The sequence below is a fragment of the Streptomyces sp. NPDC045695 genome, from assembly GCF_056432025.1.
The window spans coordinates 16,424-29,151 of the sequence record NZ_JBWKJU010000028.1 but is presented as its reverse complement, the minus strand read 5'-3'; the positions used below and the strand labels follow the sequence as shown (position 1 = coordinate 29,151).

General features: G+C 71.0%; 13 protein-coding genes. 9 read left to right on the top strand and 4 right to left on the bottom strand.

Annotated elements, in window-relative coordinates; genetic code table 11:
* Positions 1 to 100: 100 nt before the first annotated feature.
* Together AC07DU_RS31060 and AC07DU_RS31055 are read right to left on the bottom strand one after the other, a co-directional pair.
* A complete protein-coding gene (locus tag AC07DU_RS31060; RefSeq protein ID WP_360892076.1) occupies positions 101 to 271 on the bottom strand; it encodes a hypothetical protein in 171 nt (56 codons plus the stop codon).
* A 99-nt stretch (positions 272 to 370) separates the two neighbouring features.
* Positions 371 to 1,711 (bottom strand): geranylgeranyl reductase family protein, encoded by a 1,341-nt coding sequence (locus AC07DU_RS31055; protein WP_479115082.1) that lies wholly within the window; start codon positions 1,709 to 1,711, stop codon positions 371 to 373.
* A gap of 170 nt (positions 1,712 to 1,881) precedes the next feature.
* Here AC07DU_RS31055 and AC07DU_RS31050 point away from each other — a divergent pair, with 170 nt between their 5' ends.
* Positions 1,882 to 2,103 (top strand): hypothetical protein, encoded by a 222-nt coding sequence (locus AC07DU_RS31050; protein ID WP_479029969.1) that lies wholly within the window; start codon positions 1,882 to 1,884, stop codon positions 2,101 to 2,103.
* Positions 2,104 to 2,161: 58 nt separating this feature from the next.
* Here the strand turns inward: AC07DU_RS31050 and AC07DU_RS31045 are convergent, their stop codons facing one another.
* Positions 2,162 to 3,214 carry a serine hydrolase domain-containing protein gene (locus tag AC07DU_RS31045; protein WP_479115080.1) on the bottom strand — a complete coding sequence of 351 codons (1,053 nt, stop codon included), beginning with the start codon at positions 3,212 to 3,214 and terminating at the stop codon, positions 2,162 to 2,164.
* A 566-nt stretch (positions 3,215 to 3,780) separates the two neighbouring features.
* Between AC07DU_RS31045 and AC07DU_RS31040 the strand changes: the two genes are divergently transcribed.
* The 7 genes from AC07DU_RS31040 (at position 3,781) to AC07DU_RS31010 (ending at position 11,147) form a co-directional block, all read left to right on the top strand.
* The gene (locus tag AC07DU_RS31040) at positions 3,781 to 5,355 is read left to right on the top strand and encodes a serine/threonine-protein kinase (RefSeq protein ID WP_479115078.1); all 1,575 of its coding nucleotides are present in this window, start codon (positions 3,781 to 3,783) and stop codon (positions 5,353 to 5,355) included.
* A complete protein-coding gene (locus AC07DU_RS31035) occupies positions 5,352 to 5,930 on the top strand; it encodes a hypothetical protein (protein WP_479029960.1) in 579 nt (192 codons plus the stop codon). Before AC07DU_RS31040 ends, AC07DU_RS31035 begins: the two co-directional genes overlap by 4 nt.
* A 103-nt stretch (positions 5,931 to 6,033) precedes the next feature.
* Positions 6,034 to 6,837 carry an N-formylglutamate amidohydrolase gene (locus AC07DU_RS31030; RefSeq protein WP_479115076.1) on the top strand — a complete coding sequence of 268 codons (804 nt, stop codon included), beginning with the start codon at positions 6,034 to 6,036 and terminating at the stop codon, positions 6,835 to 6,837.
* A gap of 47 nt (positions 6,838 to 6,884) precedes the next feature.
* Positions 6,885 to 7,433 (top strand): MOSC domain-containing protein, encoded by a 549-nt coding sequence (locus AC07DU_RS31025; RefSeq protein ID WP_360892058.1) that lies wholly within the window; start codon positions 6,885 to 6,887, stop codon positions 7,431 to 7,433.
* Positions 7,434 to 7,836: 403 nt separating this feature from the next.
* Positions 7,837 to 8,685, top strand: a complete 849-nt coding sequence (locus AC07DU_RS31020) for a papain-like cysteine protease family protein (RefSeq protein WP_453374464.1) — start codon at positions 7,837 to 7,839, stop codon at positions 8,683 to 8,685.
* A 14-nt stretch (positions 8,686 to 8,699) separates the two neighbouring features.
* Positions 8,700 to 9,650: a hypothetical protein gene (locus tag AC07DU_RS31015; protein ID WP_479115074.1), complete on the top strand. Its 951-nt coding sequence runs from the start codon at positions 8,700 to 8,702 to the stop codon at positions 9,648 to 9,650.
* Positions 9,651 to 9,932: 282 nt separating this feature from the next.
* Entirely contained in the window at positions 9,933 to 11,147 is a 1,215-nt protein-coding gene (locus tag AC07DU_RS31010; RefSeq protein ID WP_360892049.1) for a S8 family peptidase, read from the top strand.
* 58 nt (positions 11,148 to 11,205) lie between these two features.
* Here the strand turns inward: AC07DU_RS31010 and AC07DU_RS31005 are convergent, their stop codons facing one another.
* Positions 11,206 to 11,481 carry an MMPL family transporter gene (locus tag AC07DU_RS31005; RefSeq protein ID WP_479029948.1) on the bottom strand — a complete coding sequence of 92 codons (276 nt, stop codon included), beginning with the start codon at positions 11,479 to 11,481 and terminating at the stop codon, positions 11,206 to 11,208.
* 603 nt (positions 11,482 to 12,084) lie between these two features.
* Between AC07DU_RS31005 and AC07DU_RS31000 the strand changes: the two genes are divergently transcribed.
* On the top strand, positions 12,085 to 12,447 hold the full coding sequence (locus AC07DU_RS31000) for a hypothetical protein (protein WP_479115072.1): 363 nt from the start codon (positions 12,085 to 12,087) through the stop codon (positions 12,445 to 12,447).
* Positions 12,448 to 12,728: the final 281 nt, after the last annotated feature.

The window sequence follows — 12,728 nt, the reverse complement described above, 5'->3', positions numbered from 1 at the left end:
GGCGTGCGGTGGCGGTGTGGGGATCTGCAAACCCCCTCCCCCCTCCTCTCCCCCCCCCCCCCCCCCCCCCCCCCCCCCCGGACCGGCGCTCACGGCACGGTCACCGGAACCTGTCCTTGCCCTTCTCCTTGACCCGTCGTGCTTCACCCCTGCCTTCCAGAGCGGCGCCCTTGGCCGCCAGGGTCTCCTTGCCGATCGCGTGGGCTGCCTTCTTCACAGCCCTGCCGGCCACCCGTTCCACCTCAGCCTTGACCTTCTGCCCAGCACTCATGTCGAGTCCTTTCCTGGTCCAGCCGATGTGCATTATGTCCCCGCAGCGGGCCGGCAAACGACAGGGTGGCTGGATTTCGGTGGCTGGATGTGAGCGGTCTCAGCGTCGTGAGGACGGCACGAGGCGCAGCAGTGCGTGCAGGAGGGTGTCGACGCCGTCCTGGGCCGGTTCGTCCGGGGCGACGTGGGTGAGCAGGCGGGCCAGAGCGCGCAGCAGCGGCGGCGACGCCATGACCCGGGGGTGGAGGATCGGCCGGAAGCCGTACCGGGCGAACACGAGGTCACCGGCCAGGTTGCCCAGCCGGAAGTAGCGCCCCCAGCGGCGGTGGATCTCGCTCGGGTACTGGTGCAGCGCGTGCTCCCGCCGCGGCCCCTGGGGCCGGGCCATGGCAAGGGCGATGGTTTCGGCGGCGACCTCCGCGGCTTCCATGGCCTGGGCGATGCCCTCACCGCTCCACGGGCTGACCATGCCCGCGCTGTCTCCGACCAGCAGCAGGCCCCGCCGGTACTGCGGCCGCCGGTTCAGTCCCATCGGCAGGGGAGCGCTGCGGAGGGGCGAGTCGGCGTTCTCCTCGCGGATACCCCACTCCTGGGGGAGGCGGGTCAGCCAGTGGCTCAGGGCCGCCCGCAGGTCCACCGGCCGGCGCCGCCGCTGAGGCAGGGCGCCGATGCCGACATTGACGCGCCCGTCCCCGAGCGGGAACACCCAGCCGTACCCGGGCAGGTCCAGCCCCGTTCCCGGGCAGCGCAGATCGGCCCAGAGTTCCAGGTACGGGTCGTTGGTGCGTGCCTGGCTGCGGTAGTAGCGGCGGGCCGCCGCCGCGACCGGCCGGCTGGGGTCCCTTTCCAGGCCCAAGGCCACCGCGGTCCGGGCGGAGGCACCATCGGCCGCGACGACGAGCGGCGCACGGTAGCGGACCGGCTCCTGGTCCGGCCCGCGAGACGCCGTCACGCCCGTGATGCGTCCGGCCCGGTCGATCAACGGGGCCGATACCTTCACGCCGGTGCGCAGCCGGGCTCCGGCGGCGCGGGCGTGCGACGCGAGGATGTCGTCGAAGTCGTGGCGGCTGCGGGTGAGCCCGAAATCGGGAAGAACGCCCAGGCGCGGCCAGTCCAGCTCCACCTGGTTGCCCTCGCAGATCCACCGCATCCCACGGTTGCGCATCCAGCCCGGAGCGTTGATGTCCACCCCCAGCCGGATCAGCTGGGCCACGGCCCGCGGCGTCAGGCCGTCGCCGCACACCTTCTCCCGGGGGAAGCCGCTCTTCTCCAGCAGCAGTACGTCCAGCCCCGCGCGCGCGAGGTACGCCGCGGCGGCGGAGCCCGCGGGCCCCGCCCCGACCACGATGACCTGCGCCTCCTCATCACCCGCACTCTCGGGAGCCGAAGAGCTGCTGTCGGGGGCGTACTCGCCGAATGCGCCATCACGCTCGGTGTTCACGCCCTCACTATGCCTCGTCACCCCGTGCCAAAACGTGAAGCCCGGCCCGAGCCGCCCTTCCGGGGGCGGGCTTCCCTTGCGTGACGCGCGCGCCCGCTGTGATCCGCGGCGCATCCGCCGGTGCCTGCTAGCCTCGCTCGTCCTTGATCGATGACAGAGGAGACGGCCCCATGTCCGAGGACCTGGCCACCGACATCATCCGGAAACTGGAAGACGTCGTGGCGTCGAGCGCTCTACCGGAACACACCGTCGAGCTACTGCGCGTCTCCCTCAGCCAGGCCCGGACGGCGCAAGCGGCGGGGCACGACCAAGAGGCCGTCACCATCGCCAACCAGGCCCTGCAGACGGCGGAGAACGCTTCCCGGGGGCAGGGGGATCAGGGGGACCAGTAGGAGGGACGGTCGGCTGGTCGCGGGGAGACCGCCGCCGCCGACCGGACCGCGCCCCGCGTCAGTCCTGCCGGGCCGCATGCTCAGCCTGCAGGGTGCGCAGGAGGTCGAAGGCGGGGCGGTCCACCGGGGGCCGGGTGTTGCCGAGGACGATGACGGCCAGCCGCTTCTCCGGGTCGAAGCCCACGAAGGAGGAGAAGCCGCCGGTTCCCCCGTTGTGCCAGATCTGCAGGTGGGCGCCCTGCCGGGGGTGGAGTCGGTGGGCCATCCAGCCGAGGTGCACCCAGGCGAAGGGGCTCCTGCGGTGCTCGACCGCACGGCTCAGGCGGATCGCCTCGGCGAGCCCTGGGGGACCGCCCTCCCACTGGGCCCGTACGAAGGCCACCAGGTCGGTCGCGGTGGACCGCAGGCCGCCCGCTCCCACCAGGTCGGCGAGGTGCCACGGTGCGGCGGGCCGCCCGCGGCGGCCGTGGCCCCGCGCAAAACGCCCCGCGCGGGCGGCTTCCACCGTCACGACGGTGTCGCTCATGCCCAAGGGGTCGCAGATCTCGCGGGTGATGAGGGTCTCGTAGTCCGTGCCGGCCCGGCGGGCGAGGGCCAGACCCAGCAGTCCGGCTCCGAGGTTGGAGTAGCGGAACCGTTTCCCCGGCGTGGCCCCCAAGCGCGTCCTGGCCAGCCCGGAGAGCAGGGAGTCGGCCGTGCAGCCGGCGTAAGGATCCGGCTTCCACGGGCGCAGCAGGGCTTGGAGCAGCATGCCGCGGGGCAGTCGCGGCAGGCTCGAGGTGTGAGTGGCCAGATGCTGCAAGGAGATCTGCCGGCCATCCCGTGACGGTACGGCCGTCCCCTCGGGCAGCAGACCGCCGAGCGGCTCGTCCAGCGCCACGGTGCCGGCGGATGCCAGGCGCGCCAGGGCCAGGGCGGTGAACAGCTTGGTCACCGAGCCGATTTCGAACAGGGTGTCGGGGCCGGGGACGCCGCCGGGGTCCGCGCCGGTGCTTCCGGCGCCGCGGATCTCGACCGCGTCGTGCGCCACCGCGGCCACCACCACACCGACGTGCCGCTCGGCCAGCCGGTCCGCGGTCTGCTGGGCAAGGGTTCCGAGTTCTTGTGCCATGACGGACATCATGGCGGCGTTCCCCCGGGCCCCCGGTGGGCCCTGATGATGATCTGCGGCTGCCTGCACTGCGACCTGAGGAGTACGGGGTGATGGCGGCGGGCGCCGGCCCAGCGACCCGGACGCCACGGGACGGCGCCGTCGGCCCGGACGGCCCGCAGGGCGGGCGACGGGAGCCAAAGCCCCCGGCGTCAAACGGCGTTGGCCGCTGCCGTGCCCGGGCTTGCGGCCCGCCCGCCCCCCGTCGCCACCGCCCGTATGCCGTGACGGGGACCTGCCACACCGGCTGCCGGTGGACGGCCCTATCATGACCTCGCTGCAGGTCGGGCCCCGTGCTCGGTACTGCGCGACGGCTGCGCGACAGCGCGGCGCAGTCGGCACACACGACACCCCCGTCGACGGCCCCGCCTTCGGACGGGCGGCCGCCCAGCGGCCGCGCGCCCGCTCCGCGCGGATCCGCCCCCGACCCGTGCGGACCGCTACCCGAGTGGAGCGTACGGTCGGGAACCGGCCACGGCTCGAACGTGTCCGCAGGGGGTGAGGACGCACATCAGGGGGGACAGAGGATGAAGGCGTGGGTGGTCCCCGGTTACACGGAGGCCAGAGAACTCGGCTCGGGCGCCAGCGGCCGGGTCGTGCTCGCCGTGCACGACGGCACGGGCACGGCGGTCGCGATCAAGTACCTCAGCGACAGGTTGCGCCGCGACCCGGCGTTCGTCGGCGGGTTCCGGGCCGAGGCCCGGCTGCTGGGCGGGCTGCAATCGCCGTACGTCGTCGGACTGTACGAGTACGTCGAGGCGCCCGACGGCGCCGCCATCGTGATGGAGCTGGTCGACGGCATAGCCCTGCGCGCGCTGTTGTCGCAGGCAGGGCGGACCGACCCCGAGTCGGCCCTGGTCGTGCTCAAGGGCTCGCTGCTGGGCCTGGCGGCCGCGCACCGGGCCGGGATCGTCCACCGCGACTACAAGCCCGAGAACGTCCTGGTCGCCGCCGACGGCTCCTCCAAACTGGTCGACTTCGGCATCGCCGCGGACCACGGCGCCACGCCGGGCGTGGCGGGCACGCCCGCGTACATGGCCCCCGAACAGTGGCAGGGCCTGCCCGCCTCTCCGGCCGCCGACGTGTACGCGGCGACGGCCACGTTCTTCGAGTGCCTGACCGGACGCAAGCCGTACGCCGGCGAGAACTTCGCGGAGCTGGCGCTCCAGCACATCGAGGCCCCCGTACCGGAGGGCGAGGCCCCGGAGCCGGTGCGCCCGCTGATCCGCCGCGGCCTGTCGAAGCAGCCCGAGGAGCGGCCCGAGAGCGCCGAGGCGTTCGTGGCCGAGCTGGAAGGCGTGGCCCTCGCGGCGTACGGGCCGGACTGGGAGGAGCGCGGCCAGCGCAAGCTCGCGGCACTGGCCGCCCTGCTGCCGCTGCTGTTCCCGTCGGCGGGAGGCTCCTCGGCGTCCTCCACGGCCTTCGCCACGACCTCGCTGTGGGCGCCCGGCCGGCGCGGCTGGCTGGGCGCCGGCGCGGCGCTGGTACTGGGGCTGGCGCTCTTCTTCGCGCAGGCGGCGGCCCTGGAGCGGACGGGCGGGGCGGTGGCGGTGAGCGCCTTCGCGACGACCGGCGCGGACGCGCCGACGGGCGGCCCGCTTCCGTCGGCGTCGGGCTCGCCCTCCGGGTCGCCGTCCCCGTCGGCCTCCGCTTCGCCGTCCCCCTCCCCCTCCGCCTCCGCCTCGGCGTCCGCCAGCACGTCCGCAACGCCCGGCCCGAACGCTTCGGTGACCACGGCGACCACGGCGCCGACGGGCCCGCCACCACCGACGACCCCCGCGCCGTCCCCGGCGGTGAAGGTCAGGACGGTGAGCGTGACCGCGTTCCGGCAGACCGACTTCAAGGCGGCGCTGGTGCAGCTCGCCGTCGACGCGTCCGGGCCGGCGACCGTCCGGCTGGAGTGGTTCAGCAGCGACGCACGCGGCACGCTCGGCGCGTCCGAGGGCTCCATGACCTTCCCCTCCTCCACGGCGGCGACGGCCAGGACCCTCACGTTCTCGGGCACGGGCTGCTACTGGGGTGTACGCGCCACGACCACGCCCTCGGCGGGCAACGGGGCCGCGGTCCAGCAGCTCCTGATCAAGCGATGCGAGATCCGATGAGCAACGACGAATACAGCGCCACCGTCCTCGGCAGCCACTGGATCAGCGGGCCGCCGCAGCCGGCCGACGTGGCCCCCGACCGGGTCGACGGCTCCGTGCTGCGCTTCGGGCCCGGGGTCACCGCCGCCGCCATCGCGCCGTTCCCGGTGGTGCCCGGGCCCGCGCCCGCCCGGCGGGGCGGCGGCCTGCGGCGGTACGCGCTCGCGGCGGCCGTTCTGGTCGCGGTCCTCGCGTGTCTCGCCTGGCAGCGCTACACCCCCGGCATCGCGGTCCGGGACGTGGCCGTGGCCACCGATCCGGCCGGGCCGGCCTGCGGCGGGACCGCCGACGTCGTGGCCGTCGTACGGACGAACGGCCGCCCGGGAACCTTGACGTACCGGTGGATCCGCAGCGACGGCACCCGCTCCGAGCCACTGACCGAGCGCGTCCCCCGCGGCCACCAGGAGGCCACGCTCCACCTGCTGTGGACCTTCCAGGGCGAAGGCACGTACCCGGCCAAGGCGCAGCTGGAGCTGCTGGAACCGCCCCGGCACACGCCGCCGGCCACGGAGTTCACCTACCGCTGCGTGCCGTAGCCGTAGCCGTTGGTGGCCCGGGGCGGGCAGGAGGTCGAGAGGTTCTGACCCCGAAGGGCCTCCTTCGATCCGGCATCGGACCCGTCTCACCGAGGAGTCACCCATGCACCACTCGCCAGCGTCCTTCCAGCTTCTTCCCGGCGCCGGCACCTCGCCGGTCATCCTGCACGTGCCGCACTCCTCACGCGTCGTACCGGACTGCGTCCGCGGCGGCATCGTGCTGGACGACCGGGGGCTCGAGCGGGAACTGGACCACATCACCGACTCCCACACCGCGGACATCGCCGCTGGGGCGGCGGCAGCTGCTGCCGTCACCCCGTGGCGGTTCGTCAACGGGCTGTCCCGTCTGGTCATCGACCCGGAGCGCTTCCCCGACGAGCGCGAGGAGATGCTGGCCGTCGGCATGGGAGCGGTGTACACGCACACCACCCACCGGGAGCGCCTGCGTCCTGAGGGCTTCGACGCCCGGCCGTTGATCGAGCGCTACTTCCACCCGTACGCGAATGCCATGACAGGGGCTGTGGAGGACCGGCTGGAGGCCGCCGGACGTGCGGTGATCATCGACGTCCACTCGTATCCGACGGAGCCCCTTCCCTACGAACTGCACGCAGACGGCATGCGTCCGCCGATCTGCCTGGGCACGGACGCCTTCCACACTCCGCCCGGCCTCCTCGCCCTGGCCGGAGAGGCCTTCGCGGGCTGCGGCGGCACGGCGCTGGACAGCCCCTTCGCCGGTACGTACGTGCCGCTGCGGTACTACGGCAAGGACGACCGGGTCAGCGCCCTGATGGTCGAGATCCGCCGGGACGCGTACATGTCCGAGCCCGGCGGTCCCGCCGGAGTCGGCCTGGACGCCCTCTCGGCCGCTCTGGCGGCACTCGTGGACGGCGTGCAGGCCGAGTGGTGACCCTAGGGTTGTAGCTGACCGTTTGTCGGTGAGGAGGGGCTCCGGGGATGTACGGGTACGGGACAGTGACGGCAGTAAGCAGCAACGGCGCGTACGCGTTCACCAAGCCGAACCGGGAGAGCATCACCCTGCTCGCCGGCCTCGGTGTGGAGGGTGACGTGCATGCCGGTGTGACGGTCAAACACCGCTCGCGGGTCCGGCAGGATCCCACTCAGCCGAACCTGCGCCAGGTCCACCTCATCCACGAGGAACTCTTCGCCGAGGTCGGTGCCGAGGGGTTCGAGGTGGCGCCCGGTGACCTCGGCGAGAACATCACCACCCGCGGCCTCGACCTGCTCGGCCTGCCGGTCGGCACCCTGCTGCGCATCGGTCCCGATGCCGTGCTGGAGGTGACCGGCCTGCGCAATCCCTGCCTCCAGATCGACGCCTTCCAGGACGGACTGCTGAAGCAGGTCGTGGGCCGTGATGAGGCCGGGGAGATCGTGCGCAAGGCCGGAATCATGAGCGTCGTGAAGGAGGGCGGCGTGGTGCGGCCGGGCGACACGATCAGGGTGGAGCTGCCCAGCGGGCCGCACCGGCCACTGGACCGGGTCTGACCGCCCATTCGTGCAATCAAAACCGGGGTGCTTTTCCTTTTCTTAATGATGGAGAGTCACTTCCCGTGCACGCAGGGCTATTTGGCCCATTGACGTGGCGTCCAATAAAGAGCATCCATCTGTCAAGTTTCCGTAAAGTGGCGCCCCGTCAGGTTATTGGGTAATGGCCTGGACCAAGGCGAGTGTGGTCGACAACTCCCAGTCGAGACAGGCGAATTGACGGATCGTCATCTGACTCTTTCCGGGTAATTGAATGAGCGACATCTTCGCGCGTAGAACAACCGCGTTCAAACCCCTCGATCTCTCTGGCAGGATTCCCGGCACCCACAGGTGAGCTGATCACGTCACCTATTGGAGCACTGCCAAGTGGGCAAGTGAGTCCCCGCTCGGATCAAGGAGCAAGATGCACAAACGTCGCGCGTCCCGCCGCAAGAAAGCGCTGATAGCCGCGATCACCGCCGCACTCTCCGGTGGCCTGCTGTTCGGCTTCGGTGCCCTCGCCCAGGCCGATGTGGTCAGCGGCACGGTCATCGGCGGGCCGAACAACTACAGGACCGTCAACCACCGGGCCAAGCCGTCCCTTTCGGCTCAGGTGAACGGCTCCTCGAAGGTGGGTGACAGGATCCAGATGTCCTGTCGGACCACCGGGGACACCGTGGAGAACAACCCGCGGTGGATCTACACCGGCTCGTACTACATCGCCGACGCGTTCATCAACGAGAACACCACCGGCCTGCCGGTGTGCGGAACGAACCCGAAGCCGACTCCCACCTCCGCGAGAACGCTCAAGATCGACATGCAGAAGCAGGTCAGGACCCAGTGGTGCTGGGACGCCTCCGGCGTGACCATCGCCAAGCACTGGGGCCGCTCCGTCAGCCAGGAGCAGTTCTGCCAACTCGCCGCCCAGGGCACCTGGGTGAACTGCAACAACCAGCCCGCGACCCTGGAGGACATGGCCAACGGCCTGGCCCGGCTGGGGCTGAGCAACAGCGGCCGCAGCCTGTCCCGCAATGCTTCGTTCAGCGAGTCCGCCACCGAGATCGCGGCGGGCCGTCCGTTCGCCGTGCGGTTCGGCTGGCGCTCCGGCGGTGGTCACATGAACGTCATCTACGGCTACGACAGCACCACCAACATGATCGCGGTCGGCGACCCCTGGCAGACCACCCAGACCTACACCTGGTGGGACTACTCCACGTACGTGAACAACAACTCGTTCCAGTGGACCCACTCCCGCATCGGCATCCAGGGCTGAGGAGCAGACCGACCATGCAGACCACGCAGATCACTCAGACGGGCCTCCGGCGCACCAAGGGTGCGGCCGTGCGGGCCGCCGCCCTCACCGCGACCGTGCTCGCCGCCGCCCTGAGCGGAATCGTTCCCGCACTGGCTGCGGAGGGTGACGGCATCGCGGGCTACCCGTCCGCCCAGCAGGCCATCCGCAGTGACCACGTCCGTGACACGGTCTCCCGGTTCCTGGTCTCGACCCGACAGCCCGGCACCGGCACCGCCGCCGCGGACGGTGGCTCTGTCGGTGCCCCGGCGAACGCCCCCGCCGCGGTCGCCGCTCCGCCCGGTTTCGACCTCAAGGACCCGGTGCCGCTGTTCGAGATCAACCCCGAGTTCGTGACCGGCAAGAGCCCGGCGAACCCGCAGACGGCGCTCCGGCTCTCCTACCTGACTTCCCGGGTGACCGCCTCCGACGGCAAGCACGCCGCCGTACTGCTCGCACCCAAGGGGAACGCCGCCGCGACGGGACCCGGCGGGCAGAGCGTTGGTGCCGAGGGATGGCAGCTGGCCGGCGTGCGCGACGGGGACGCCGAGGTCGGTTTCGCCGAGCGCGGCACTCCGCAGGCCCGTACCTTCACCGAGCCCCAGATCCACGCCTGGTACCGGCTCACCGCCGAAGGCGTGGTCGAGCCGCTCAACGACGAGGCGACCACCGGCCTCGGCGGAAAGCGAAGCCTCCCCCTCGCCTCGTACCAGAAGCTGGTCGCCGCCCGCTACGGCGACAAGATGCCCGGCTCGGCGTACGACCGCAAGGGCCTGGCCGGCGGGTACGGCGGCCTCGTCGAGGACAGCCCGGAGCTGGTCGCCGCCACCTCCGGCACCGCCGCGGCCGATGCGTCCTGGCAGCCGCTCTCCGCCACCGGGGCGGCAGCCGTGGCGGTGGCCCTGGGTGTGGTGGTGTACGCCCGCCGCCGGGGGACCGCCCGCTGAGCCCACCACCCGCTGAGCACAGTGTTACAGCCGTGTGTTCGCGAATGCACCGGGAAGTGACGTACATGTGTGGGTGATTCGAAGAGTGTGGTCATCCCGAGGGGCCGACGAGGAGATCTCTTTAAGAAACCTTGTTGAATAACGCTGACGTGGGGGGCGGCCTTGAATCAACTCCCTTAATCGGTCAGGGTTTCGAGCTGTCCCCCCGGAGATCCTTCGGCTCCCGGGGGGTCGAGCAACACGCTTGACGCCCCACACGTCAACACGAGGAGCACCCTCTTCATGTCAACTCACCAGCACGCCCGTACGCGTTCACGCGGCTTCCGGGTCCTTGCAGTGGCCACGGGAGTCGCCACTGCAACCGGTGTCTGCATGCTTCTGTCCCCCCTGGCCGGCGCGAGCACTCCGGCCGAGGGAACGGTGTACGGGCTCGGCGCACCCGGCGCGCTCAGCGGCAGCTACATCGTCATACTCGACAAGGAGGCGGACAAACAGGCACTCGCCAAGAAGTACGGCGGCGAGCTGAAGCGCACCTACACCTCCGCGGTCAACGGCTTCTCCGCATCCGGGCTTTCGGAGACCGACGCCAAGCGCCTCGCCGCGGATCCGGCCGTCGGCAAGGTCGTCCAGAACAAGAAGTTCTCCATCAACAGCACCCAGGACAACCCCCCGTCGTGGGGCCTCGACCGCATCGACCAGACGGCGACCCCGGGGGACAAGAAGTACACGTACCCCGACGCGGGTGGCGAGGGCGTGACGGCCTACGTCATCGACACCGGCGTACGGATCAGCCACAAGGACTTCGCCGGCCGCGCCGCGCACGGCTTCGACGCGGTGGACAACGACGAGAGCGCCGACGACGGCAACGGCCACGGCACGCACGTCGCCGGGACCATCGCGGGCACCTCCCACGGGGTGGCCAAGAAGGCCAAGATCGTCGCCGTCCGCGTGCTCGACGACAACGGGTCCGGCAGCACCGAGCAGGTCGTGGCGGGCATCGACTGGGTGACCAAGAACCACAGCGGGCCCTCGGTGGCCAACATGAGCCTTGGCGGCGGCGCCGACGAGGCGCTCGACGAGGCGGTGCGCCGGTCGATAGCCGCCGGTGTCACCTTCGCCGTCGCGGCGGGCAACGAGTCCTCCGATGCCGGGCAGGGGTCCCCCTCGCGGGTCCCCGAGGCCGTCACGGTGGCTTCCAGCGCAGCCGACGACTCCCAGTCGTCGTTCTCCAACTTCGGTCCGATCGTCGACATCTACGCGCCGGGCTCGGAGATCACCTCCGCCTGGAACGACAGCGACACCGGCACGAAGACCATCTCCGGCACCTCGATGGCGACCCCGCACGTCGTGGGAGCGGCCGCCCTCTACCTGGCCGGACACAAGGACGCCACGCCCGCGCAGGTCGCACAGGCCCTGACCACAGGGGCGACCCAGGGGAAGATCACCAACCCGAGCAGCGGAACGCCGAACAAGCTGCTGAAGGTGTCCGCGCAGTAGGTAAGCCGTAGGTGAACACGCCGGGGCCGTCGCACCTGAGGGGGGTGCGGCGGCCCTGTCACCGTGCGGGCGGTGCCGGCTTGCCGCCCGTGCGGCGCAGGGCGCGCGGAGCCCACCAGTTGGCGGTGCGCAGCAGGGTCATCGTGGCGGGCACCAGCAGGCAGCGCACCAGGGTGGCATCGACCGCGACGGCGATGGCCAGTGCCGTCGCCAACTGCTTCATCACCATCAACTGGCCCGTGGCGAAACCGATGAAGACGACGCACATCAGCGCGGCAGAGGAGCTGATGATCCGGGCGGAGCGAAAGATGCCGAGCTGGTGGGGCGGACACACCGAAGAGCGATACCCACCGCGCTTCTGGCGGGCAACTGACTTCCCTGACCGGTTGCCCCAATGGCATGGCAGGTCACCAACACCAGGCACGGCGTGCAGCGCAGGAGGAGAACCCCCTGACCGGGTGGGTTCCGGTTGTCCACCCAGCGCGTCAGCTGGAGGACCCCGCCCCGGAAGACGCTCCCCGGCGCCGCGAGACGGGCCAGGAAATCGCGGTGTGCCCGGTGCAGTTGCCGGTTGTTGCCGTGGGTGAAGGACCGCAGGAACGTACCCAGCGCGGACGGAGCGCGTAGGCCGGCGAAGGCCCGGCCCATCGCGCCGTGCCGCAGCCGGTCGGCGTCGTCGATAGGGTCGGCCCCGGCACAGCGCGACCAGCGGCAGCAGCCCGGCATCGGCAGCTCAACTCAGCTTAACGGAGGCAAAGTTACCTTGGTCAAGATCTGATCACGATGCGGGAATCGTCGTTGCCGACGGCTCGCCGCGAGGCCGATGCTTAAAACACCCCTCCACCCCCGAAAGGGGTCACCTGCGGTGCCCTGACCAGGCCCGCCTTAGGGCTGACGGACACACCGGTGGAGAAATGGTACGGGAAGCGGAGAGATTGTGAAGTTCGTAATGCGTGCGGCAGTACTGACCGCCGGAACGGCTCTGACCCTGTGGGGGTTCGGCGCCACCGCCCAGGCCGCCATCCCCACGTCCACCACCATCGCCACCAGTGGCGTCGGGGCGCTGGGCACCATCCAGTGCCGGCCGGACAATCACAAGTACACGGTGACGAGGATCGCGCCGGTCCGTAGGGGCCCGTCCCTCAATGCCGCGCAGATCGACGTCCGCTACCCCAACAATGAGGTACGCAGCTATAACGAGTGCGTCAATGGCGGCAGGATCTTCATCTGCATCGCGAGCTGCCACGTTTCGGACGAGGGCATTCGTGGGCAGTGGATGTTCCGCGGCGACGTTCGCTGATTTAACTTTCACACATTGCGTGCGCTAAGTTCGGTGCGCTTGGAAACGCCACGCCGGGCCTACCCGGCGTGGCGTTTCCGTGTCTCAATTGGGGCCCCACAGGTTCGTACACACGTTGCCGCTGCGGGCGAAGGCGACAGAGCTGGGCTCCCGGCCAAGGGAATCGCAGCATTGACGCTTGCCGTCCTCATCGGCTGAGCCAGGTCCTGCGGCCGGCAGCCCGCTTCCGGTTCCGCTCCCGTTCCCTGCCCGGCTCCCGCCGCCGACGGCGCCGAGGAGCC

What these genes read in the sequence shown, in the direction of transcription:
- AC07DU_RS31025 (WP_360892058.1), top strand. Translation starts at nt 6,885, where the DNA reads ATGTACGGGTACGGGACAGTGACGGCAGTAAGCAGCAACGGCGCGTAC.
- AC07DU_RS31045 (WP_479115080.1), bottom strand. Translation starts at nt 3,214, where the DNA reads ATGGCACAAGAACTCGGAACCCTTGCCCAGCAGACCGCGGACCGGCTG.
- AC07DU_RS31020 (WP_453374464.1), top strand. Translation starts at nt 7,837, where the DNA reads ATGCACAAACGTCGCGCGTCCCGCCGCAAGAAAGCGCTGATAGCCGCG.
- AC07DU_RS31050 (WP_479029969.1), top strand. Translation starts at nt 1,882, where the DNA reads ATGTCCGAGGACCTGGCCACCGACATCATCCGGAAACTGGAAGACGTC.
- AC07DU_RS31040 (WP_479115078.1), top strand. Translation starts at nt 3,781, where the DNA reads ATGAAGGCGTGGGTGGTCCCCGGTTACACGGAGGCCAGAGAACTCGGC.
- AC07DU_RS31010 (WP_360892049.1), top strand. Translation starts at nt 9,933, where the DNA reads ATGTCAACTCACCAGCACGCCCGTACGCGTTCACGCGGCTTCCGGGTC.
- AC07DU_RS31030 (WP_479115076.1), top strand. Translation starts at nt 6,034, where the DNA reads ATGCACCACTCGCCAGCGTCCTTCCAGCTTCTTCCCGGCGCCGGCACC.
- AC07DU_RS31035 (WP_479029960.1), top strand. Translation starts at nt 5,352, where the DNA reads ATGAGCAACGACGAATACAGCGCCACCGTCCTCGGCAGCCACTGGATC.
- AC07DU_RS31015 (WP_479115074.1), top strand. Translation starts at nt 8,700, where the DNA reads ATGCAGACCACGCAGATCACTCAGACGGGCCTCCGGCGCACCAAGGGT.
- AC07DU_RS31060 (WP_360892076.1), bottom strand. Translation starts at nt 271, where the DNA reads ATGAGTGCTGGGCAGAAGGTCAAGGCTGAGGTGGAACGGGTGGCCGGC.